This is a genomic window from Micromonospora sp. NPDC049900 (assembly GCF_044461025.1).
GTDB lineage: Bacteria > Actinomycetota > Actinomycetes > Mycobacteriales > Micromonosporaceae > Micromonospora.
This window is the reverse complement of the sequence record NZ_JBITKM010000005.1, coordinates 149,516-173,421: the sequence shown is the minus strand read 5'-3', so window position 1 is coordinate 173,421 and position 23,906 is coordinate 149,516. Positions and strand designations below refer to the sequence as shown.

The 23,906-nt window shown below is 71.9% G+C and carries 17 protein-coding genes; 10 read left to right on the top strand and 7 right to left on the bottom strand.

Annotated features, from left to right (window positions below; genetic code table 11):
- Positions 1–103 precede the first annotated feature (103 nt).
- The 4 genes from ACIBMZ_RS14710 to ACIBMZ_RS14695 form a co-directional block, all read right to left on the bottom strand.
- The gene (locus ACIBMZ_RS14710; RefSeq protein ID WP_396693816.1) at positions 104–778 is read right to left on the bottom strand and encodes a LuxR C-terminal-related transcriptional regulator; all 675 of its coding nucleotides are present in this window, start codon (positions 776–778) and stop codon (positions 104–106) included.
- On the bottom strand, positions 775–1,983 hold the full coding sequence (locus ACIBMZ_RS14705; protein ID WP_396693814.1) for a sensor histidine kinase: 1,209 nt from the start codon (positions 1,981–1,983) through the stop codon (positions 775–777). The genes ACIBMZ_RS14710 and ACIBMZ_RS14705 overlap by 4 nt, the downstream gene beginning before the upstream one ends.
- Positions 1,984–1,991: 8 nt before the next feature.
- Positions 1,992–2,792, bottom strand: a complete 801-nt coding sequence (locus ACIBMZ_RS14700) for a hypothetical protein (protein WP_396693812.1) — start codon at positions 2,790–2,792, stop codon at positions 1,992–1,994.
- A 113-nt stretch (positions 2,793–2,905) separates the two neighbouring features.
- A complete protein-coding gene (locus ACIBMZ_RS14695) occupies positions 2,906–3,682 on the bottom strand; it encodes a hypothetical protein (RefSeq protein ID WP_396693810.1) in 777 nt (258 codons plus the stop codon).
- A 210-nt stretch (positions 3,683–3,892) separates the two neighbouring features.
- Between ACIBMZ_RS14695 and ACIBMZ_RS14690 the strand changes: the two genes are divergently transcribed.
- From ACIBMZ_RS14690 to ACIBMZ_RS14650, 9 genes are all read left to right on the top strand, one after another.
- Positions 3,893–5,833, top strand: a complete 1,941-nt coding sequence (locus tag ACIBMZ_RS14690) for a DUF1996 domain-containing protein (protein WP_396693808.1) — start codon at positions 3,893–3,895, stop codon at positions 5,831–5,833.
- A gap of 278 nt (positions 5,834–6,111) precedes the next feature.
- On the top strand, positions 6,112–6,813 hold the full coding sequence (locus ACIBMZ_RS14685) for a tryptophan 2,3-dioxygenase family protein (protein WP_396693806.1): 702 nt from the start codon (positions 6,112–6,114) through the stop codon (positions 6,811–6,813).
- A gap of 45 nt (positions 6,814–6,858) precedes the next feature.
- Positions 6,859–8,112 (top strand): tryptophan 2,3-dioxygenase family protein, encoded by a 1,254-nt coding sequence (locus ACIBMZ_RS14680; protein WP_396693805.1) that lies wholly within the window; start codon positions 6,859–6,861, stop codon positions 8,110–8,112.
- Entirely contained in the window at positions 8,109–9,287 is a 1,179-nt protein-coding gene (locus tag ACIBMZ_RS14675) for an aminotransferase class V-fold PLP-dependent enzyme (protein ID WP_396693803.1), read from the top strand. The genes ACIBMZ_RS14680 and ACIBMZ_RS14675 overlap by 4 nt, the downstream gene beginning before the upstream one ends.
- Entirely contained in the window at positions 9,284–10,315 is a 1,032-nt protein-coding gene (locus ACIBMZ_RS14670; RefSeq protein WP_396693801.1) for a methyltransferase, read from the top strand. The genes ACIBMZ_RS14675 and ACIBMZ_RS14670 overlap by 4 nt, the downstream gene beginning before the upstream one ends.
- Positions 10,316–10,595: 280 nt before the next feature.
- The gene (locus ACIBMZ_RS14665; RefSeq protein ID WP_396693800.1) at positions 10,596–11,261 is read left to right on the top strand and encodes a YceI family protein; all 666 of its coding nucleotides are present in this window, start codon (positions 10,596–10,598) and stop codon (positions 11,259–11,261) included.
- A 140-nt stretch (positions 11,262–11,401) separates the two neighbouring features.
- On the top strand, positions 11,402–12,034 hold the full coding sequence (locus tag ACIBMZ_RS14660; RefSeq protein ID WP_396693798.1) for an HNH endonuclease family protein: 633 nt from the start codon (positions 11,402–11,404) through the stop codon (positions 12,032–12,034).
- Between the two features lie 250 nt (positions 12,035–12,284).
- On the top strand, positions 12,285–13,208 hold the full coding sequence (locus ACIBMZ_RS14655) for an AEC family transporter (RefSeq protein WP_396693796.1): 924 nt from the start codon (positions 12,285–12,287) through the stop codon (positions 13,206–13,208).
- 404 nt (positions 13,209–13,612) lie between these two features.
- Complete coding sequence (locus ACIBMZ_RS14650) at positions 13,613–17,548, top strand: ThuA domain-containing protein (RefSeq protein WP_396693794.1); 3,936 nt, start codon at positions 13,613–13,615, stop codon at positions 17,546–17,548.
- A gap of 61 nt (positions 17,549–17,609) precedes the next feature.
- Here the strand turns inward: ACIBMZ_RS14650 and ACIBMZ_RS14645 are convergent, their stop codons facing one another.
- The 3 genes from ACIBMZ_RS14645 to ACIBMZ_RS14635 form a co-directional block, all read right to left on the bottom strand.
- A complete protein-coding gene (locus ACIBMZ_RS14645) occupies positions 17,610–19,343 on the bottom strand; it encodes a sugar ABC transporter permease (RefSeq protein WP_396693792.1) in 1,734 nt (577 codons plus the stop codon).
- A gap of 180 nt (positions 19,344–19,523) precedes the next feature.
- Entirely contained in the window at positions 19,524–20,567 is a 1,044-nt protein-coding gene (locus ACIBMZ_RS14640; protein ID WP_396693790.1) for a phosphatidylinositol-specific phospholipase C, read from the bottom strand.
- 110 nt (positions 20,568–20,677) lie between these two features.
- Complete coding sequence (locus tag ACIBMZ_RS14635) at positions 20,678–22,117, bottom strand: thrombospondin type 3 repeat-containing protein (RefSeq protein WP_396693788.1); 1,440 nt, start codon at positions 22,115–22,117, stop codon at positions 20,678–20,680.
- Between the two features lie 132 nt (positions 22,118–22,249).
- Between ACIBMZ_RS14635 and ACIBMZ_RS14630 the strand changes: the two genes are divergently transcribed.
- Positions 22,250–23,695 carry a LuxR C-terminal-related transcriptional regulator gene (locus ACIBMZ_RS14630; RefSeq protein WP_396693786.1) on the top strand — a complete coding sequence of 482 codons (1,446 nt, stop codon included), beginning with the start codon at positions 22,250–22,252 and terminating at the stop codon, positions 23,693–23,695.
- Positions 23,696–23,906: the final 211 nt, after the last annotated feature.

Here is a 23,906-nt window from a genome sequence, read left to right as displayed (position 1 = left end):
GGGCTGATACGGCTGCCATCCGATCCCCGCTCCCGTCGGTGTCGGGCGGTGCGACGTCACCACCGCCCACACAACGGCGCCGGGGCGCGCCGCGTTCAGTCCGTCACAGATTCGGCGTACCGTCCGGACCCGACCAGCGCACCACCGCCTCCGTACGGTTGGTCACGCGCAGCTTGGCGAAGATGTGGTTCAGGTGGTTCTTCACGGTCTTCTCGGTGAGCAGCAGGCGTCGGGCGATCGCCGCGTTCGAGTGTCCGGCGCAGAGCAGTTCGACCACCTCCTGTTCCCGCCGGGTCAGGCCGAACTCCTGCCGCATCCGGCGGATCTGCTCGGCCCGGCCCACCGTGTCGCGCTCCCGGTTGGCCTGTTCACGCAGCACCGCGATGGTCACCGAGGCGCCCCGGGGGGAGAGCCAGCCCTGACCGGCGGCCACCGCGTGCACGGCGCGCAGCAGCTCCGCCGGGTCGAACTCGCCGTGCACGAGGTAACCGCTGGCGCCGCCGCGCAGCATCCCGGCGATCAGCTCGTCGTCGGAGTCGCTCGTCAACACCAGCACCGACGTCTGCTCGGCGAGCTGGTGCACCACGCTCAGCCCGTCGGCGATCGGCATGCGGTGGTCGAGCAGGGTCACCGTCGGCCGCAGGCGGGTCGCCACGGTCACCGCGGTCCGCCCGTCCGGGGCCTCACCGACCACCCGGACGTCCTCGGCGCTGGCGAGGTAGCCGCGGATGGCGGTCCGGACGATCGGGTTGTCGTCGACGATCAGTACGTCGATCATCGGGAGGCCACCTGGCGGGTACGGCCGGACTCGGGCACCGGGTCGGACAGCGGAACCCGTGCCACCACCCGGGTGCCCAGCCCGACGCGGGACTCGACCCGCAGGGTGCCGCCGACGGCGTGGGCGCGCTCGGCCATGCCGACGATGCCGAAGCTGCCCGCGCCGGAGAGGGCGGTCAGATCCCCGGGCATCGGGAAACCCCTGCCGTCGTCGGTGATGGTGAGTTCCACATGTGCCTCCGAGCGGTGGAGTACTACCTGGACCAGCGTCGCCTCTGCGTGCCGGGTCACGTTCTGCAACGCCTCGCTGAGGATCTGGGCGAGTTCGTAGCGGGCCGCCACGGGAGGTTCGACCGCGTGCGCGATCACCTGGACCGGGACGTCGCTGCGCGTCGACCACTCCGCGCAGATGCTCCTCACGTTATCCGGGAAGGGCCGGTCCGGCAGGTCGCGGCGCAGGCCGGCGAGCAGGTCACGGGCCTCCCGCACGGCCGCGTCGGCGCCTTCGGAGACGGTGCCGGCGAGTTGCTCGGCGAGATCCGGTTGCCGACGGAGCAGACCGGGAAGCGCCACCGCGGCGAAGGAGACGCCGCGCAGCGTCTTGGCCACCGAGTCGTGCAGTTCCCGGGCGAGCCGGGCCCGTTCCGAGGCGGCGGCGGACCGTTGGGCGGCGGTCACCGTCGTCACCGTCGCCTCGATGTAGCGGGCGAGGGCGGCGGTGGCCACCGCCGCCCCGAACCCGCAGACGATGTTGATCATCGGGAAGGCGAGCATGAACGGCGCGGCGACCGAGGTGCCGGCCACGCCGCCGTCGGCCCGCAGCAGTTGGGTCGCGACGGCGAAGCCGAGGACCGCGTTGACGGTCCAGAGCGGCAGCCCGTGTGCACCCAGCAGTGCGCCGGTGAGTGCGGCGTGGCCCGCGGCGTAGCAGAAGAACCCGAGCCCGCCGCCGCTGACCACCAGCACGGTGATCATCAGGGCGGCGTCCAACGCGAGGAAGCTCATCCGCCACCGGATCGCCGTCGGCCACCTGCTCAGCACGCTGACCTGCACCGCCGTGGTGACGGCGATCAGCCCGAGCGTCTGGACCGCCGCCCAGGCGTCGTCCACCAGCCGCAGTCCCACTCCGACCGCGGCGATGGTCACGACGAGCCGGCCGAGCAGGACTGCCCGACAGAGAGCGGCGTATGCGACGAACCGGCTCATCGTTGCCGTCAGCTGATGGTGACTTTGTCGATGTCGGGTGCCGACCTGCCGCTCCAGAGCCGCACCGCGACCCGTCCGGCCGGGACCGAGGCGTCGAACTGGACGCTGCGTGGCGAATCCCAGCTCGTGCCGGTGACGGAGAAGGTGTGCTGACTCGCGTCGTTGATGGAGACCCGCAGTTCCCGGGGTCCGTCCACGGTGTAGTGCACGGTGACGGTCCGGCGGCCGGCGGCGGGGACGTCGAAATAGACGGTGAGTTCACCCAGGTAGCGCACCCGCGCGCCGCCGTCGCAGGCGGAGCAGGTGGCGACCTTGGCGCCGCCGCCGAGGGTGTTGCCCGGATCCTCGGCCTGCACGGTGATCGGCCGGAACCGCTCGGTCCCGGTGGTCGCGTTCGGGCTCGTGGTCGGGCCGGGAGTACGGCTGGTCGTACCGGTCCCCGGGGTCCGTGTCGGTTCGGCCTCCGGTGCCGGTTCGCCCGTGCCGCCGCCGCCCGGGCGTGGTGTCCCGCTCGGGCCCTGACCCGGCGCGCGCCCCGACTCGGTCGGGACGACCGGCCCTTCGGGTTGCTGACCGACCACGCTGGGTGGCGCGCTCGACGGGTCGACCTGGGTCTGCGTCGAATCCGAGCGGCCGTCGTCGTCGTTGGCGAGGATCAGCGGCGGAATCAGCACCGCAGCCAGCACCATCGCGCCGGCCAGGCTGCCGATCCCCGCCCAGAGGGGTACCCGCAGTGATGTCGATTCTGTCGAGGTGCCGAGGAACCGCTGGTCAGGACCACTACTGTCCGGGGGCGGGTCAGTCGGCACCGTGGATCCCCCTGGGTCGGGAGTCAGAAATCGGACGAGGGGCCCGCTTCTCCGTACACACGGCAGCGAATGTACACAACACCTATGTGTACTTGCCTCGGCAAGGGCCGCTGTTAGCTGACCGTGACTTTGTCAATATCAGGCGGTGGTCCGCTGTCGTTGTAGAACGTCACCGCGGTGCGTCCGGCGGGTATCGACGCAGTGAACCGGAAGCTGCGGGGCGTCTCCCAACTACTGCCGGTGACGGTGAAGGTCTGCGGCGCACCGCCGTTGACGACCACCTTCAGCTCCCGAGTGCCGTCCACCGTGTATCCCACCGTCACGGTGCGCGATCCGGCGACGGCCACGTCGAGGTAGACGGTGAGCTGTCCGAGGTAGCGGATCCGGGCGCCACCGTCGCAGGGATCGCAGTAGGCGACCGCCGCACCGCCGCTGCGGAGGTTGCCGGACGCCTCGGCCTGGACGGTGACCGGCCGGAACTGCGCGGCGGGACTCCGGCTCGGCGTCCGGCTCGGCGTGACCGCGGCGGACGTCGGCAGGATCGACGTCCCCGGCGTCGTGGTCGACGGGACGGGTCGGGCGCTGGTGCGCCCGGGCGACGGCGCGGCCGGGCCGCTGACGGCGACCGACGGCGTGCCCTCCGGGGTGCCGCTCGGAACGGGCTCGTCCTCCGCGCCCAGCGGCGACAGGGTCGGTGGCTCGATCGGCGGATCCACCGGTGCCTGCGACGGGAACTGGTCCAGCGCCCGGCTGCTCCCGTCCGGCGGCTCCGGCTGCCGGAACGTGGACCACAGCACGATCACGCCGAGACAGGCCAGGGCGGCAGCGCCGACCAACCGCCACAGCCCGGGACGGGTCGGACCGGGTTGATCATCGCTTGCCGCAGACATGGCCACGACGGTAGACGCCGGGGCGGTGCCCGTTCCTGAGCCGAAAGACCCAGTCGGACCCAGAGGCGGTCGGGGCTGGTGCGCGAGCCGCACCGTTGGGCCCTGGACGGCCCACACCTGGGTCCTAAGCCTCATCTGCCCGGCGGCCGGGCGTGGTTAGCGTACCGCGACATTCGTCGCCGACGAACGGATCGAGACCTCGGAGGTTCCATGTCAACCCGCGACCTGCCCGCGTCCGGGCCGCGCCGTCGGCCGCGCTGGCGGTACTGGATGGTGGCGGTGACGCTCGCCACCACCGCCGCGCTGACCTCCTGGACCGCGATGGGGCCGCTGCGTCTGACCGCCGGCGAGGAGACTCCGCTGTCGCAGGGCAAGCCCGCCACGGCCTCGTCGAGTGAGGGCGATCGGTGGTCCGCCGAGCGCGCGGTCGACGGTGACGCCAAGTCCCGCTGGTCCAGTACGTTCGCCGACCCGCAGTGGTTGGGGGTGAACCTGGGCGCACCGGCCCGGATCGACACCGTGGTCCTCAACTGGGAGTCCGCCTACGCCACCGAGTTCGAGATCCAGGTGTCCCCGGACGGGCTGGCCTGGACCTCGATCTACCGCACCAGCAGCGGCACCGGCGGCACCCAGCGTCTCGACGTGTCCGGCGAGGGCCAGTACGTGCGGATGTACGGCACGAAGCGGGCCACCGGGTACGGCTACTCGCTGTGGGAGTTCCAGGTGTTCGGGGCGCTGACCGGCGGGAGCGCCACCCCCGCCGCGCCGCAGACCTCGGGAGCCGCCTCCGGCACGCCCAGCGCGTCGGGCACCCCGGGATCGAGCAGCCCGAGCCAGTCCCACCCGGCCGGGCACGGCAACGGCGCGAGCGGCGCGCCGACCCCCGGCGACTACGTGCTCGCCGAGCGGCCGGTCACCGGGGTGACGCCCTCGACCGCGAACCCGCCGCGCCGCGCCCACCGCGAGTTCCAGGCCAACTGCGCGGTCAGCCACCGGCTGCCGGACGACCCGATCGTCTACTTCAACCGGGCCGGGGCATCGCACGACCACACCTTCATGGGCAACACCACGACCAACGCGGCGAGCACCATGCAGTCGCTGCCGAGGGGCGCGACCACCTGCCGGGTGCCGGGCGACAAGTCGGGGTACTGGATGCCGACGCTGCTCAACGGCGATACGCCGATCGTGCCGCAGGGGCCTCAGGTCATCTACTACAAGAGCGGCGTACGCGACTACACCAGCGTCCGTCCGTTCCCGCCCGGCCTGCGGTACCTCGTCGGCAGCCCGATGACCACCGCCGCGCAGTTTGAGTCGTCGCCGGCCTTCCAGAAGGGCTGGGAGTGCGGGAACAGCTACGACAACGTGGACTTCCCGGCGAACTGCCCCGCAGGTAGCCAACTCAACGTCCGGATGCAGGCACCGAGTTGCTGGGACGGGCGGCACCTGGACACCCCCGACCACGTCAGCCACATCGTGTACCCGGTCAACGGCGTCTGCCCGACCAGCCACCCGGTCGCCGTGCCGATGCTGGAGTTCAAGATGGCCTGGCCGGTCAGCGGCGACATGTCGCAGGTGCGGCTGTCCAGCGGACGGGGCTACTCGTTCCACTACGACTTCTACAACGTGTGGGACACGCCCACCCTGGCCGCGCTGGTGAAGCACTGCATCAACGCCGGCCGCCAGTGCGACAGCCGGGGCTTCGACCAGTTCGAGCCCGGTGCCGGCGCGGCCCTCGACGAGCAGTACCAGGTGCCGGGCCGGCGTACCGTCCTGAACCGGTCGGGCTGGACCGCCACCGCCTCCGGCGGCGCGGACACCGCAGCGCGGATGCTCGACGGTGACAGCGGCACCCGGTGGACCTCCGGTGCGCCGATGGCCAACGGGCAGTCGATCACCGTCGACATGCGGTCGGTGCGTACGGTCAGCGGGATCTCGCTGCTCTCGACCGGCGCCGACCACGCCCGGGGCTACCAGGTGCTCCTGTCCACCGACGGCAGGAACTGGACCGGTCCGGTCGCCAGCGGCAAGGGCTTCACCAACCAGACCCTGGTCGACTTCGAGGCCCGGGACGCCCGCTACGTGCGGGTCGTACAGACGGGCTCGGCCGGCAACTGGTGGTCGGTGGCGGAGTTCACCGTCTTCTCCGGCTGACCTCTCACCCGCCCGACGAGGTGGCGTGGCCCGACCAGGGCCACGCCACCTCGTGCTGTCCGGCGCGACGATCCCCACCGTGCGGGTTGACTGGTTTTCGTCAATATGATAATTGACGGCATATTCGGATCGCAGTTCTCCGTCGATCCTCCGGACGTTGACTCTCGGTGATTTTCCGGCGACGTCTGGCGCAAGTGAGATCCGCGTTGGATAATATCCGGGCGTCAGTCGCCCGGCATTGCCGATTCGGGCCGTGTCGTCGGTGGAGGGACAATTCTGTGAAGCGTGACCAATCACCTGTGCTGCCTGGCGAGGGCGCGACGGACTACGCACGTTATATGCGTACCGAGGCGTTGCTCGGGTTGCAGCGGTCCCCGGCGGAGATGATCCACCGCGACGAACTGCTGTTCCAGGTGGTGCACCAGTCCACCGAGCTGTGGCTGAAGCTGGCGGCGGCGGAGCTGGTCGAGTCGGCGGCCCGCGTGGACGCCGGGAAGTTGGTGGCGGCCGAGGTGCTGCTCGCCCGGGCGACCCTCGGGGTGCGGCTGGTGACCGACCAGATGGAGATGCTGCGGTTCCTCTCACCTGCGGATTTCCAGACCATGCAGCCTGCCCTGGGCAACGGTTCCGGTGCCGAGTCGCCGGGCTGGCGGCAGGTCCAGACACTCAGTCGCCGACTCGGTCGGGCCTTCCACGACCATCTCGACACCCGGGGTATCACCCCGGCGGCGCTGCCCGAGCTGGACCCGACGGACCCGACGCACCGGCTGGCCGAGGCCATGGTGGAGTGGGACGAGCGGGTGTCCTCCTGGCGGGTGCGGCACTACCAGGTGGCGCTGCGGATCGGGGGACACCCACCGGCCGGCACTCCGGGCAGCCCGGCGAACATGCTCGCCAAGCTCGTCGGACACCGATTCTTCCCGGAATTGTGGCAGGCGCGCCTGCACACCGCCGATGCGGAATCCGCCAGCCTGCACTGACCTTTCCTCGGCCCTCGGCCGACCCCGATTGCAATCCTCTTCGGAATGTCGAGGTGCGGTTTCGTGCGCGAATTGACGAGCTGGTCGGCGGGTGCGGCCGATCCCGACGAATTCCCCTACGACCAGGTGGTCGACGCATTTCACCGGGTCGGCAAACATTTCGTCGACAAGGAACTGCTCGCCCGACTGGACGAGACGCGCGCGAGGGTGACCGGGCACGACGAGCCGGCGCGGCTGCTGCGTGACTTCCTCGACGTCGCGCTGGACAAGTGGGACGGGCGCTACGACTACCGCAGCTACCTCGCCCTGCGCCTGCTCCGACTGCCCGACGGCACCGACGGTCCGCCGCCCGACGCCGAAGCCCGCAGGGCCCGGGACCGGCTCGTCGTCCGGCTGGTCGCCGACGCGGTCTCCTTCGAACTGTCGGCCGCCGCCCGGGTCACCGGACTGCTGCCCGAGCAGCGCCCGGGGCGGGCCGTGGTGGCCAAGCGCTGCCGACTCGGCGTCCGCGCCGCGCTGCCCGCCCTGACCCGCCTCGGCCTGGACCCGAAGATCGACGACACGACGCCCGCCACCACCGCCACCACGCTGTCCGCCGTCGTCGCCGGTCTGGACACCACCGGCGACCCGTCGCTGCGGCTGAGCATGCTGCCGGTCCACGTCACCCACGACGAATACCTGTTCATCCGGGTGCTCCAGGCGTACGAGTGCGTCTTCGCCGGGGTCGCCGACGAACTCCGGGGCGTGGTCGCCGCCCTGGGCGCCGGACCACCCGCCCCGGCGGTCGAGCGCCTCGGGTACGCGCGCGACCTGCTCGGCACCGCCGGTTCGCTGTTCTCGCTGCTGGCCACCATGCAGCCCGCGGCGTTCCAGACGTTCCGGCAGTACACCGAGGGCGCCAGCGCCATCCAGTCCCGGTCGTACAAGCTCGTGGAGTCGCTCTGCCGTACCCCCGCGCCGGAGCGGCTGGACTCGGTGGCCTACCGGTCCGTGCCGGAGGTCCGCGCCCGGGTCCGCGACGGCCAACCGACCGTCGACGAGGCGTACCGCCGCGCGGTCCACGAGGGACGGCTCGACGATCCGACGCGCCGCCTGGTGGAGACGGGCATGGGCAGGTTCGCCGAGGCCCTGGCCCAGTGGCGGCGCACCCACTACGGGGTGGCGGTGCGGATGCTGGGCCGTCGTCCCGGCACCGGCTACACCGAGGGCACGCCCTACCTGGCGGCCGTACGCGACCTGCCGGTCTTCGACGCCGTCGGACCGTACCCGTCTCGTCCGACCGGAGGTCGTCCCGCGTGAACCCCACCGACCCCCCGCCCGGCCCCGAGACGCCGGGCTGCCTCGACCCCACCGTGCACGCGACGTTGCGCGCCGAGTTCCCGCTGCTGCGCACCGGCGTCTACCTCAACAACAACTCCACCGGGGCGGTGCCGGCCGGTGCCGAGCGGGTCCTGCACGACTACTGGAACACGTTGCGCACCTGGCGTGACGACGCCTGGCAGGAGTGGCACGTCGGCCTCGACCGGTACGCCGACTCGGTGGCGGCCCTGCTCGGCGCGCCACCGGACAGCGTCGTCACCGACGCCAACCTGAGCACGCTGCTGGCCCGCCTGGCCTCCTGCTTCGACTACCGTCCGCCCCGCGACCGGGTGGTCGTCACCGACCAGGAGTTTCCGACGGTCCCGTTCGTCTTCCGGGCCTTCGGGCGCTACGGCGCGCGGCTCGACGTGGTCGGCACCGGCGGGCCGGACCTCGACCAGGACGCCCTCGAAGCCCGTCTGGACGAGCGGACCCTGCTGGTGTGCGTCCCGCACGCCGCCTTCACCTCCGGTGCCACCGTGGACCTGCCCCGGCTGGTGGCGGCGGCCCACCGGGTCGGCGCACTGGTGGTGGTGGACGCCTTCCAGACCGTCGGGGTGGTGCCGCTGGACGTCACCGCGCTGGGCGTGGACGCCGTGCTCGGGGGCGCGCACAAGTGGCTCTGCGGGGTCGGCACCGCCTTCCTCTACGTCCGGCCCGACCTGGTGCCGCACCTGGAACCGGCGGCGACCGGTTGGCAGGCCGGCGACCTGGCGCTGACGTTCCGTCCCTCCACCGGCTGGGCACCCGGTGCGCGCCGGTTCGCCGGTGGCACGCCGTACCCGCTGACCTCGTTGGTCTCCCAGGTCGGTCTGGACCTGCTGGCCGGTGTCGGCGTACCGGCGATCCGCCGGCACTCGCTCGCCCTCACCCAGCGGGTCCTGGACCGCGCCGCGCAGGCCGGCATCGCGGTGGTCAGCCCGACCGAGGCGGATCGGCGCGGGGGCGTCGTGTGCCTGGACGTGCCGGACGGCGAGGCGGTCAAGCGCCGGCTGGCCGCGCAGCACCTGATCTGTAGTTGGCGCGGCTACCTGCGGGTCGGTCCGCACGCCTACAACACCCTCGACGAGATCGACGAATTCATGGACGCGTTGGGCAAGGAGTTGGGCCGATGACCGTCACGCTCTCGCCGCGCGCGCTGATGAGCCTGCTCGCCAACGGGCCCAAGGCCATGGACGTGCTGGAGACGGCGCTCACGCTCGGGCTGCTCGACGAGTTGGAGCCCGGTCCGGTCCGCCTCGACGCCCTGGCCGAGAGCCTGAAGGTACGCCCGCTGCGGCTGTACAAGTTCCTCGACTGCCTGGAGAGTCTCGGTTTCCTCGTCCGGGAGGACTCGGGCGACGACATCGACGCCACCCGCTACCGGGCGGTGCCCGGACTGCGAGCGGCGGTCGAGGCGGTGGTCGGCCCGGACGCGCTCGAACGGGACCGGGACCGCTACCCGTGGCGGCTGCTGCACGGCCGGCTCGCCGACAGCCTGCGCGGCGAGGTGAGCATCGGTGACGACGACTTCGCCTGGCCGCCGAAGACCGACGAGCAGACCGCCGACTTCGAACGCAGCATGGCCGTCGGGCTGGGACCGGTCGTCGAGGCGGTCCGGCGGCACGCCGACCGGCTGTGGCCGGACCGGCGTCGGCTGCTGGACGTGGGCGGCGGTGACGGCACCCTGGCCGCGCACGTCCTGGACACCGCGCCGACGCTGCACGCCGACGTCTACAACCTGCCCGCGGTGGCGCCGCTGGTGGATCGCACCCGCGTCGCCCGGGGCCACCCGGAGCGGCTCGGCTTCGTCGGCGGTGACTTCCTCACCGAGGAACTGCCCTCCGGCTACGACGCGATGTCCTTCGTCCGGGTCCTGCACGACTGGCCCGACGAGGTGGCCCGGCACCTGGTGGCCCAGGCGTACGCGGCCCTGGAACCGGGCGGTCTGCTGCTGATCTGCGAGGAGTTCCGCACCCCCGACCGGCTGGCCATGCAGTTCTTCTGGAGCTACTTCCTGATCGGCGTCGACACCTGTGTGAGCCGACTCCGTGCGGCCGAGCACTACACCGCATTGCTCGCTGAGACCGGCTTCACCGAGGTGACCGTGCTGCCCGGCACCTGGGAGTTGGTGACCGCCCGGAAACCGGCCGTGTCGGGCTGACCGGCAGCCGTCGGCGTCGCGGTGGGCGATGCGTTCCCTCTCGTACCGTGACCGGCTTGGTACACCATTTGCCGACCGATTCACGGAATCGTCCCCCACCGCCGGTCGGGCCCGTCGAGGGCGGCCGTGATTGTGCTCACGACCGGCACCCCGCGAGCGTGGGGAAGTGCCTTCCATCTCCCTATGCTGGCGAGTGATCGCCCGTTCCCGACCGCCCCGCGCGGCCGGGTCCGGGCAGGTGGCGGGTGCCTTGCGCGAGGCGGGGAGGAAGTAGCGAGCAATGACCGGCTCCACACGGATCTGGGACGGGCTGTCCATTCCCGCCCCCGGCACCTACCGGCTCGATCCGGCACACAAGCGGATCGGCTTCCTCGCCCGACACATGATGGTCAGCCCGGTCCGGGGTGAGTTCCGGGACGCCACCGCACAGATTCTCGTCGCCGAGGATCCGCTTCGATCGACGATCGAGGCGACCATTCAAGCGGGCAGTATCGATACGGCGAGCACGGATCGGGACACGCATCTGCGAAGTGGCGACTTCCTCGATGTGGAGACGTTTCCCACCCTCGAGTACCGCAGTACCGGAATTGCGCGACTGGAGAAGACCGATCCGATCTTCTACTGGGCGAAGCTGCGGAACCACCGCCTCGGCCGGCGGCCCGCCCCGGAGGAGTCGACCCGACCGGGGAGCCCGGCGACCGCCCGGTTCGTGCTCGCCGGCGAGTTGACCGTCAAGGGGATCACCCGCCCGGTGGACCTCCAGGTCGAGTTCGGCGGTGCCCGGCGCGACCCGTACGGGCAGGACATCTTCGGGTTCAGCGCGACGGCGGAGATCGACCGCGAGGACTACGGCCTGGTCTGGAACGTGGTGCTGGAGAGCGGCGGGGTGCTGGTCGGCAAGAGCGTCCGGATCGAGATCGCCGGTGAGGCGATCCGGCAGGCGTAGCCTTCACGGCGCGTTCACCGCAGGTTGGCAGCCGATTCTCATCCATTGATCGCGATGTCTGCGACAATCTCGTCTGTGCCTGCCATCCCGTCAGGCGGGACCCCCGCCCGCCGTGGCAGGCGACAGTCAGGAGTCGCCCAGTGGCTCGCATCCGTACGGCCGCCCTCACCACGGTGGCCGCCGTCGCCCTGTCCCTCGTCGTGGCCCCGTCGCCAGCGGGAGCCACCCCGCCCAACATCCCGTCGCACAGCACGGCGGTGAGCCGGCTCGGCGCGCTCACCGTGGCCGCCGAGTCGCACCAGTCCAGCTACAGCCGGGACCTCTTCCCGCACTGGATCACCGTCACCGGCACCTGCAACACCCGGGAGCAGGTCCTCAAGCGCGACGGCAGCAACGTGGTCGTCGACGCGAACTGCTATCCGACCTCCGGGTCCTGGTACAGCCCGTACGACGGGGTGACCCGGACGAACCCGGCCGACATCTCCATCGACCACGTCGTGCCGCTGGCCGAGGCGTGGCGGTCCGGGGCCTGGTCCTGGACCACCGCGCGCCGGCAGACCTACGCCAACGACCTGGGCGGCCCGGAGTTGTGGGCGGTCACCGGCAGTGTCAACTCGTCCAAGGGTGACCGGGATCCGGCAGGGTGGAAGCCGCCGCGAGCGGCCTTCCACTGCACCTACGCACGGGCCTGGATCCAGGTGAAGTGGTACTACGGCCTCTCCGTCGACAGCGCCGAGAAGTCGGCCTTGACCGGCATGCTCGCCACCTGCTGACCTTGGTTGCAAGGAAGGGACCCCTACTAACGCCTCGTGTATAGGAAGGGTCCCTTCCTTGCACCCGAGGCCGGGCCCTTCGCGGCTAGAAACTGAATACCGTTACCATTACTGCTGATCCGCGGAGGCAGGGGGTGTCTCCGGAGGGCGGATCGGGTCGGCGCGGTGGTCCCCACCCATCGGACCGCCGCGCCGGCATCCGCCCATCCGGGGCGTGCCCGGGGGAGGATCGGCACGGAGGGGACCACACGTGCAGGGCGTACTCACCGGTTTCGCCGTCATCGCCACCGTGATCGCGATCGGCTACCTGGTGGGACGCATCGGGCTGCTGGGGCCGGAGGGGCCCACCGTGCTCTCCCGGGTCTCGTTCTTCGTCGCGACGCCCGCGCTGCTCTTCGAGACCGTCTCCCGCGCCGACGTGTCCACGGTCTTCTCGTCCGCGCTCCTGGTCACGCTGATCAGCACCACCGTGGTCGCGGCAGTCTTCGTGGCCGTCGCGATGCTGTGGTGGCGACGATCGGCACCCGAGGCGACGATCGGCGCCCTCTCCGCCTCGTACGTCAACGCGGGCAACATCGGCATCCCGATCGCGGTCTACGTGCTCGGTGACGCCGCGCTCGTCGCGCCGGTGCTGATGTTCCAGGTGGTCGTGATGGCGCCGCTCGCGTTCGCGGTGCTGGAGTCGTCGGCGGCGGGGGAGCGGCGGTCGGTGCTCCGGGCGGCGGTCCGGCCGCTGTTGAACCCGATCACGGTCGCCTGCGGCCTGGGAGTGGTCGTGAGCGTCGCCGGTTGGTCGCCGCCGGAGCCGGTGATGCGACCGGTGGAACTCGTCGCCGCGATGGCCGTACCCGCCGCGCTGCTCGCCTACGGCCTGTCCCTGCGCGGAGCCCCGCCGCCCGGCTCCGGTGACACGGCATGGGACGTCCGGCTCGCGGTGGTGCTCAAGACGCTGGTCCAGCCGGCGGTCGCCTACCTGGTGGCCCGCTACGGCCTCGGCCTGTCCGCACCGCTGGTGCTGGCCTGTACGGTCACCGCGGCGCTGCCCACGGCGCAGAACGTCTTCGTCTATGCGGTGCGCTACGGCCGGGGGGTCGTGCTGGCCCGGGACGCGATCCTGCTCTCCACCGTCACCGCCGTCCCGGTGCTGATCGCCGTGGCGCTGCTCGCCGGCTGACCGGCGGCGAGCAACACCCGCGATCCGCCCTCGAAGGCACTCCCGTGCCGCCTCGGGCGGCGGGGCGGAGAACGCGGCGGGATGAACGGTCGGTGACCGGCGCGGCGGGGCCTGGTGCGCCTGCCCGCCGTGTCCGGCTCCGGCTCCGACGGTGCCGCCGACGAATGACCGAGCAGAAAGCGTTATTCGATCTCCGCTTCATCGGTCGCCCTTGACCTGCGGAGATAACGCTCTCACGGATCGCGTCGGAGCCCTTGACGGGCTACCTGCCCAGCCATCACGATGAATGTCCTGTCCCGCATCTCGTGGCACCGGCGACGTTCGGACGCACCGCGAGGGGCACGACACCACCTCCATCACCTCACCAGGCGTGATCGGCGCACGCCTCCTCGAAAGGACGTATCGTGCGCAGATCCCTGAGAGCCTGGCTCGGTGCCGCGTTGAGCGCGGTCCTCGTGCTGGGCGGCCTCGTCGCGGCGGCGCCGCCCGCCGTCGCCGCGCCGTTCAGCGTGCTGGTGTTCAGCAAGACCGCCGGTTTCCGGCACGGCTCCATCGGGCCGGGCATCACCGCCGTCCAGCAGCTCGGCGCCGCCAACGGGTTCACCGTCGAGACCACCGAGGACTCGGCCCAGTTCACCGACGCCAACCTGAGCCGGTTCGCCGCGGTGATCTGGCTCTCCACCACCGGCGACGTGCTCAACGCCGCCCAGCAGGCCGCGTTCGAGCGCTACATCACCGCCGGCGGCGGGTACGTGGGCGTGCACGCCGCCGCCGACACCGAGTACGAGTGGCCCTGGTACGGCGGCCTGGTCGGCGCGTACTTCGCCTCGCACCCGGCCGACCAGACCGCCACCGTGAAGGTCGCCGACCGGGTGCACCCGTCCACGGCGAACCTGCCGCAGCGGTGGACCCGGCTCGACGAGTGGTACAACTACCGCACCAACCCCCGGGGCGACGTGCACGTGCTGGCGACGCTGGACGAGAGCACCTACACCGGCGGGAGCATGGGCGCCGACCACCCGATCTCCTGGTGTCACACCTATTCCGGCGGTCGTGCCTGGTACACGGGGATGGGGCACACCGACGCGTCGTACGCCGAGCCGGACTTCCGCCGACACCTGCTCGGCGGCATCCTCGGCGCGGCCGGCGCGACCGAGGCCGAGTGCGGCGCCACCGTCGACTCGAACTTCCAACAGGTCGAGCTGGCCAAGGGCGCGGCCGAGACCGGTGAGCCGATGAGCCTGACCGTGCTGCCGAACCGGGGGGTCCTGCACACCTCCCGCAACGGCGTCATCCGCTACACCGACGCGGCCGGCAACACCAAGGTCGCCGCCACGCTGCCGGTCTACACCGGTGACGAGGAGGGCCTACAGGGCATCACGGTGGACCCCAACTTCACCACCAACCGCTGGGTGTACGTCTTCTACGCGCCACCCCTGGACACCCCCGGCGGCGGCGCGCCGGCCACCGGCACCGCCGCCGACTTCGCCCGCTGGGCCGGGGTCAACCGGCTGTCCCGGTTCACCGTGAACGCCGACCACACCGTCAACCTGGCCAGCGAGACGCTGGTCCTGGACGTACCCACCGACCGGGGCATGTGCTGCCACGTCGGCGGGGACATGGCCTTCGACGCGGCCGGCAACCTGTACCTGTCCACCGGGGACGACACCAACCCGTTCGACTCGGCCGGTTTCACCCCGATCGACGAGCGACCCGGCCGTAACCCGGCCTTCGACGCCCAGCGCACCTCGGCCAACAGCAACGACCTGCGCGGCAAGGTGCTGCGGATCAGGCCCAGCGCCACCGGCGGCTACACCGTCCCGGCCGGGAACATGTTCGCCCCGGGCACCGCGCGTACCCGCCCGGAGATCTACGCGATGGGCTTCCGCAACCCGTTCCGAATGAGCGTGGACAAGGCCACCGGCGTCGTCTACCTCGGCGACTACGGGCCGGACGCGGGCACCGCCGACCCGAACCGGGGACCGGCGGGCAACGTCGAGTTCGCCCGGATCGACCGGCCCGGTTTCTACGGCTGGCCGTACTGCACGGCCCGCAACGACGCCTACAACGACTACACCTTCCCGTCCGGGCCGTCCGGCCCGAAGTTCGACTGCGCGGGCGGGCCGGTGAACAACTCGCCGAACAACACCGGCATCACCCAGCTTCCACCGGCCGTGCCGGCCTGGCTGCCGTACGGCGGGTCCGGCTCGCCGCCGGAACTCACCGGCGGCGGACTGTCCCCGATGGGTGGCCCGGTCTACCGGTACGACCCGGCCAGCACCTCCGACGTGGCGTTCCCGGAGTACTACGACGGGACCTACTTCGCCGGTGAGTTCGGGCGACGCTGGATCAAGAACATCACGCTCGACTCCGCCGGCCAACCCTTCAAGATCAATCCATTCCCGTGGACCGGCACCCAGGTCATGGACATGGAGTTCGGCCCGGACGGCGCACTCTACGTGCTCGACTACGGCACCGGCTGGTTCAACGGCGACGCCAACTCGGCGCTGTACCGCATCGAGTACGCCCGCGACGGCCGCGCACCGAAAGCCGTCGTCTCGGCCACCCCGACCAGCGGTGTCGCCCCGCTGACCGTGCAGTTCTCCTCGGCCGGATCACTCGATCCGGACGGCGACCCGTTCAGCTACGCCTGGGACTTCGACAACAACGGCACCACCGACTCCACCGCCCCCAACCCCAGCCACACCTACACCACCAACGGGGTGCGCACCCCGACGCTGACCGTTCGGGACAGCACCGGCAAGACCGGCACCGCCAGCACCGTCGTCACGGTCGGCAACAGCGCCCCGGTGGTCACCGTCAACACGCCGTCCAACGGGCAGACCTTCGCCTTCGGTGACGCGGTGCCGTTCTCGGTCACCGTCACCGACGCGCAGGACGGCCCGATCGACTGCGCCCGGGTCACCGTGAACTACGTCCTCGGCCACGACTCGCACGGCCACCAACTCGGCAGCGTGCGGGGCTGCACCGGCGTCATCCAGACCTCGGTGGACGGCGAGCACGACACCGCGGCGAACATCTTCGGCATCATCGACGCCGAGTACACCGACCTCGGCGGAGGCGGCCAGCCGCCGTTGACCACGCACACGCAGGCGGTGCTGCAACCCCGTACCCGGCAGGCCGAGCACTTCGGGGACTCCTCCGGCATCCAGATCACCCGGCCGGGCAGCGCGCACGGCGGCGCGGCGGTCGGCTACATCGACAACAACGACTGGATCTCGTTCCGCCCGTACGACCTGACCGGCATCCGGTCGTTCAGTGCCCGGGTGGGCGCGCCGGCCGGTGCCGGCGGCACGCTCCAGTTGCGGGTCGACTCGCCGACCGGGCCGCTGGTCGGCTCGACCACCGTGACACCCACCGGCGGGTACGGCACCTTCGCCACGGTCACCGGTGCGGTCACCGCCCCGACCGGCACCCGCACCCTGTTCCTGGTCTTCTCCGGTGGCGGCGGCATGTACGACCTGGACGAGTTCACGCTCTCCACCAGCACCGGCGGCGGTCCCGGTCCCGGCCCGGACCCCGATCCGGGCACCAACCTGGCGCGCGGCAAACCGGCCCGGGCATCGAGTGCCGAAGGTGCCTACGTCGCGGCCAACGCGGTCGACGGCGATCCCGGTACCCGGTGGAGCAGCGCGTTCAGCGATCCGCAGTGGATCGACGTGGACCTGGGCGCGACGTACACGCTCGACCGGGTGAAGCTGACCTGGGAGGCGGCGTACGGCAGCGGCTACCAGATCCAGACCTCACCGGACGGCGTCACCTTCACCACCGTCCGCACGGTCACCGGCGGCGACGGCGGGGTGGACGACCTGACCGGCCTGACCGGCACCGGCCGGTTCGTCCGGGTCGTCGGCACCGCGCGCGGCACCGGCTGGGGCTACTCGCTGTTCGAGTTCGAGGTGTACGGCAGCAGCAGCGGCGGTCCGCCCGGCGGCAACCTGCTGCGGAACAGGCCGACGACGACCTCCAGCGACGAGGGGGCCGGCATGACCGGCGCCCAGGCGGTCGACGGAGACCTGACCACCCGCTGGTCGTCGGCGTTCTCGGATCCGCAGTGGATCCGGGTCGACCTGGGCACCCCGACCGCGATCGGCCGGGTCAAGCTGACCTGGGAGGCGGCGTACAGCAGCGCGTACACCATCCAGACCTCGAACGACGGCACCACCTGGACCACGGTGCGGACGGTGACCGGCGGCGACGGCGGGGTGGACGAACACTCCGGACTCGGCGCCAACGGCCGTTACCTGCGGATCCACGCCACCGCCCGGGGCACCGGCTGGGGCCACTCGCTCTACGAGGTGGAGGCGTACGCGAGCTGAACCGTCGACGTGGCCGGCACGGACGCCCGTGCCGGCCACACCCGCCCGCCGCCGGGGCCGGTCAGGATCGCTCCGGTGCCCGACCGACCCGGATCGCCAGCCGGTCGAGGTAGCGCACCTGGAGCACGACCAGCGCGGCCAGGAACAGCAGCAGCATCGGCAGCGGGAGCAGCGCGCCAAGGGCCAGCTCGTCGGTGGGGACCCGGCCGGTGGTGCCCTGCGCCAGCGCCTCGACCGGTGCGGTCCGGGTGCTCGGGGTCTGTGCCACGATCCACGGCCACAGCAGTTGCCCGGAGCTGACCAGCCAGGTCACCAGACCGGCCAGCAGCACCATCGGTACGGCCGGGGCGAGCATGGTGCGGCCGAACCCGCCACCCGCCCGCCACTGTGGCTCCAACCCACGGAACAGCAGCGTGAACAGGAACAGCGCGGGGATGCTGACCCAGCCGGGCGGGATCACCCCCAGGAAGGTGTTGACCTGGTCGAAGTCACGGGTACGCAGGTAGGACTCGACGGCGAGCGGCCCGGTGCCGACGAAGAGCCACGGCGCGAACGGCAGTAGGAGCAGTTCGCTGAACCGGCCCAGCGGGCGCAGCCCGCCGATGGCGAAGCCACCGGCCACCGCGACGGTGATCGTGACCAGCGTCGCGACCAGCGTCGGCAGCCAGGTCCAGATGAGCATGTCGGACAGAGCGGCGCCCGGCACCGGTCCGAGGTCGTTGGTGAACCGGAGGCTGCGACGCAGCCACGGCCACGCCACCCACAGCATCAGGCCGACGGCGACCACCCCCGCCACGGCCAACCCGATCCGGGCCGGGCCGCTGCCGCCGCTCGTCGGACCGCTGCCCCCGCTCGTTGCGGAGTCCGGCGGGGTGGACGCCGGCCAGGTCGGTGTGGCGGTGGCGTCGGACGCGGGCCAAGCCGCCCCGACGGTTGCTGCCGGCGTGGACGGGGTGCGGCTGCCGGCGTCCGCGTCGGCGAGCTCGATCCGGGCGCGGGTGACCAGCAGCAGGGTCGTCGCGGCCAGGCCCAGCACGGCCAGGACGGCGAGCAGCAGCACCGCGTCGGCAGAACCACGGCCCACGTCCATCCGGGCCAGGGACTGCACCACGATGGTCGTCAGCGGGAACTGGGCCCGGTTGCTGGCGGCCAGCAACGGTGCCACGAAGCTCTGCAACGTGGCCGCGACGATGCCGAGCACCAGCAGACCGGCCACGGTCGCCGCCGCGGGCAGCGCGTCGGCCGGGCGGCGACGGCCGCGCAGCGTGGCGAGGAAGGCGGTGGTGGCGACGGCGACGACCAGCCCGGCGCTGCCGACGGCGGTCAGTTCCACGAGCGTCGCGTACGGGCTTTCCACGGCCGCTCGGGGCTCGACGCGGTCGAGACGCCAGCCGAGCAGCAGCGCCACCGGGGCGTACCCGGCGACCGGCACGGCCAGCAGGGCGCGGGCCGCGAGCCGGGGCCCGCGCCCGGCCCGGTCGGCGAGCAGGGCCAGCAGCGGGGCGACCAGCAGGGCCAGCACGAGCGGCACGAGCGTCAACAGCAGCGCCATCCGGTACTCGCCGACGACGCCCTGCTCGAAGCGCTGTCGATAGTGCTCGGCGCCGACGTCGGTCGCTGGACCGAGCAGGTTGTCCCGGGTCGTCGACCGCGCGATCGCCAGCCCGGTGGGTAGCAGATAGGACCAGAGCAGGGCGAGGAAGGCGGGAAGCAGCAGCACGAGCCCGATGCCGACGCGGGCACCGGTGCCCAGTCGGTCGGAGGGCTTCGTCACGGAGAGTACCGGGCTGGTCATGGTGCTCCTCGCCTCGTCGGATCCCGGGCCGGGCCCGACGATAGGCGCAACGATCAAGCCGGGCCACCGGAGCGAAGATCTTTCGTCCGCACGGCCCACCGCCGGTGCCGGTGCGGCGGGCACACCGGCCGATCCGGAGGTGCCGGGGGAGGGGCGGGCGGTCCGCCCCGGAGCGTCGACTCAGCCGAACGCGTTGACCGCGATGATCCGGTCGACCAGGCCGCCGCCGGGGAAGTCGAGCATGAGCAGACCGGTACGGCGTACCGGCGGGTGCACCTGCGGGCCCTCGTTGAGGTACGTCAGCAGGAACGGGTTGACGCCCTGCACGCCGAGCGCGCCACCGGCCACCGCGGCCGGGGTGGCGAAGACGCTGGACCCGCTGGCGAAGTTGACGTACATCCGGGTCGGGTCGCCGGCACTGGTGGCGTCGAGATGCCGGCGGACCCGGTCGCGTTTGGTGGCGATCGCCCCGACGTTCGGCACGTCGTAGTCGTCCTGCACGTAGGTGGAGGAGCCGTGGCCCCAGTCGGCGAACTGCGCCAGCCCGTACTGGCCGTACCGGCCGCCACGCGGGCCGTGCAGCACCGCGAGGACGACCCGGCCGCGCACCGCACCGAGGGCGGGTACGGCGGCGCCCGTGGTCCGGTCGACCGACGGCGTCCAGAACAGGCCCGGCCGGGCGGCCCGGTAGCGGTCGAAGATGTCGGCGAAGCCGAGCTGACCGGTGGCGTCGGTGCACGAGCCGACCTCGCCGGTGCACTCGTGCTTGAGCCGCATCACCACCGTCTCGCTGGGGCGGGCGGTCAGGAAGGTGCCGAGCACCCGCAGCACGTCGTCGAAGTTGGCCTGCTGGTAGGTGGCACCGTGGTGGACCGTGAAGGTGTTGCCGCCGTTGATCCGGAGCCGGACGTCGATCGCCCGGATCCCGGCGTCGAGTTGGGCGGCGAGGGTGGCGGCGCTGTCGCCGTGGTTCTCCTGGGTCTGGGTCCAGGCTCCACCGTGGATGGAGAGGGTGTCGTGGGTGCCGGGCAGGGAGAGCGCGGCGAGACCGGCGGAGTCGGGCAGGCGGCGCATCCAGTCCGGGTTGGCGGCGGTGCGCAGCGAGCGGTAGGCGGGATCGGCGGCGAGCGCGGGGGTGGCCGGTGCCAGCAGCGTCCCGGTGAGAGCGAGCGTGCTGGCGAGGAGTCCGGCGGCGGTGTGGCGGCGGAGCGTGGCGGCGACCATGCGGTGAAGGATATCGATGCTATCCAGCTATCCTCCTAGGACACTCTACGGCGAGTGACCGCGCCCGCACTGTCCGGGCGCCGTCGAGTCGACGACGCCCGGCCAGGTGCTCAGCAGAGGCCGTTGCAGCCGTCCGGGTTCCGCGGCGGCGCGCCGATCCAGGGCTGGGAGAGGCCGGGTACGTGCTCCGGCTGCGCCCCGCTGATCCGGGGCTCGGAGAAGACCGTGTTGTACGCGTTGGCGGTGTCGTCGACGTAGATGATCCCGCTCAGCTTGTTCTCCGGGATGGTGCCGTTGGCGTACGGCGGCGTCCAGTTGCGGACCGGCGTGATGTTCGCGCCGAGGAAGCGGGTGATGCCGTCGGCGCCGGTCAGCACGGAGACCACGTCGCCGGAGTAGTCGGGGTTGACGTACCCGTGGTCGCCCTCCTGGCCACCGTGGCCGCTGTCGTCGTCGCCGTGGTCGCCGCCGGAGTCGTCGTCGGAGTCGTAGTGGGTGTGGATGCCGTCGCCGCAGTTGCCGCTGTTGTCGCAGGTGGTGACGGTCTGGTTGCCGGAGCTGTGGGTCGAGCTGTTGTAGGTGACGCTCTCCACATGGACGGTGCCCGTCTTCTTCCCGTTCTGGTCGTAGAGGTGCAGGGTCGTCTCCGAGTGGGTGTCCGACTGGCCGTTCTTGGTGTGGCTCTTGGTGGTGGTCTCACTGACCAGGCGACCGTGCGAGTCGAAGACCGTGACGGTCTGTTCGGTGTAGAGGTCGCCGGGCTGGCCGCGCTCCTCGTACTGGGTGAAGATGGTGTTGCCTGCGGACCCGTCGGCGTTGACGTGTTCCCGCACCGATCCGCCCGGCACCAGTTCGACGTCGTCGCGCGACCCGTCGGCGTAGAACAGCCGGTAGTCGAAGTCGCCGAACCACGGCTTCTCGGTCTTCACGACCCCGCCGTACGCGGCCGGGCTGTGCGTCGTCTCGCCCGGCTCGAACTCGACGAACATCGACTCGAACGGCGTGATCAGCGGGCTGCCCGGCTCGCCGACGGCCTGCGACCGGGTGCCCCGGCCGATCGCCACGCCGTCGCGCTGCACCGAGAGTCTGAGCGCGTCGAACTGCTTCAGGTCGACGCCCAGCCGGGTGTAGGCCTCCTGCCGCACCGGAAGCGCGAAGACCCCCAGGGCGGGCAGGTTGGTGGTGGTCTCCCGGAGTTTGATCAGCTCCGCCGGGAACGCGATGAAGCTGCCCCGCCCGTACCCGAAGGACGGCAGTTTGTTCACCGAGGCCAGTTCCGCGGCGACCTCCAGGCTGGGCCGGCTCGCCGGGTCCCACGGGTCGGTGCCCGCCGCCACCTCGTCGGCGTCGCTGAAGCCGTCCTTGTCGCTGTCGACCACCCGCCAGGACAGGTAGCAGCCGGTCGGGTCGCAGATCCGGGCGTACGACAGGCGCGTGCGCTCGGACGGCTCGACGGCGGAGGCGGCGGTGCTGCCGGCGGCCACCGCCAGCGGTATGGCGAACAGCGGAGCGACGACCATCGCCACTCTCTTGCGGTTACGAAGGATCATGAGCGGTACCGTCGCACCCGCCGGGACGCTCTCCCGCCGCTGAGTCGGCAATCAGTCGCCGGGTCCACCGCACCCTGGGAGGATCCCCAGCTAGGGTGTGGCTGCTGCGCTGGTACGACGAAGGTGACGGACGTGGACATCGACCGGTGCGGCCATCGGCCGGAGGACGCCGACCGACTGCTGGCCGCCGCCGACCGGGCCGCCGACCCGGTGACCGCCGCCCGGCTGGTGGCGGAGGCGTTCGTCGCGGTGTCCCGGACCGCCGACCCGACCGTCCTGCCGCCGATCGTCCGGCGGCTGGCGCGGCTGCGAACCCACCCGCCCCGTCCCGAGGTCGAGTTCCTGCACCACGCCGTCGGCTGCGCGGTGGGCGCCCGGACCGGGCGGCGGATCGCGTCCCGGGAGACCGACGACGCGTTGCGCCTCTTCGCCAGCGCCGGGCTGCACGACGATCCGCTCCTTCTGGAGTGCGCGATGATCGCCACGTTGAGCGCGCTGCGACCCGACCAGGTGCGCCCGAGATTCGCCGCCCTCGTCGAGCGCTGGGTGTCCGACGACGAAGCGGCCGACCCGGCCCGGCGGGCCCGGTTCACCACCATGCTCGGGATGGGCGACGCCTGGTCCGGTGACCTGCTGCGCGGCCGGGCGACGCTGCGCCGCGCCCAGGCGTACGCGGTCGAGGCGGGGCGGCTCGACCTCCAGGCCGAGATCGTGTCGTGGCTGGCCAAGTGCGAGGCGCTCTGCGGTGACCTGGCGCAGGCGCGGCGCTGTCTGGACGAGGCGCGGGTGCTGGCGGCCCGCTCGGGGTCGGCCTGGGTCGGGTTCCACATCGCCGAGTGCGCCGCCGCGCTGCACCTGGCCTCGGGCGACGTCGAGGCGTGGGTCGGCGTGGTGGGGCGGCTGGTCGACTCGGCGGTCGGCAGCAACTCCGGGCTGGTCTTCGAGCACCGGTGGGAACTCGCCACCCACCACGCGCTGGGCGGGGACGCCGCCGCCGCGCAGGCCGTACTCGCCGCCATCGCGGACCCGCCGCTGGAGTGGCCGGGTGCGCCCGCCCTACCGGCCTGGCGGGCCTGGATCGCCGACCCGGCGGACCCGGCGGCGATGGGCTGGCTGGAACAGGCGCTCGCCGGACTCAACCGGCCGGTGGAGCGGCTCTCCCGGGCCCGGCTGGCCTGGCTGCTCGGCGCCCAGCACGCGCGCCTCGGCCGACGGGTCGACGCGATCCGGCTGCTCGAACTGGCCAGCAGCGAGTACGCGGCGACCGGTGCGGCGGGCCTGCTCGCCCGCGTCGCCGTGGACCTGGACGCGGTCACCGCCGGGCCGGTGGGTCCGCCGTGGCCGCCGGCGTCGGGGCCGTCGACCGGGCGCGGTCGACCGGCCGGCACCGAGGCGGAGGTCCGGCTGACCGCGATGGAGACCAGGGTGGCCGGTGCCGTCGCCGACGGACTGAGCAACCAGGAGGCGGCCCGGCTGCTGGCGGTGTCGGCCAAGACCGTCGAGTTCCACCTCGGCAACATCTATCGCAAGCTCGGCGTCCGCAACCGCACCGAACTCGCCCGGCACCTGTCGCGCTGAGCCGGGGCCGGGCCGCCGATCGCCGAAAGGAGGGGTCCCCGGCTAACGCCTCGTGCATAGCAGGGGACCCCTCCTCACGCACCGTCCGGTGTGCGGAATCCTCAAGGTTTCCTCAACCGCGCAGCTCAAGATCTATCGACCTCCGTCGCCGCGGCTAGTTTGACGGCAACCGATGGACGTGCGTGACACGCCACAAGCAGGAGGAGGGGAG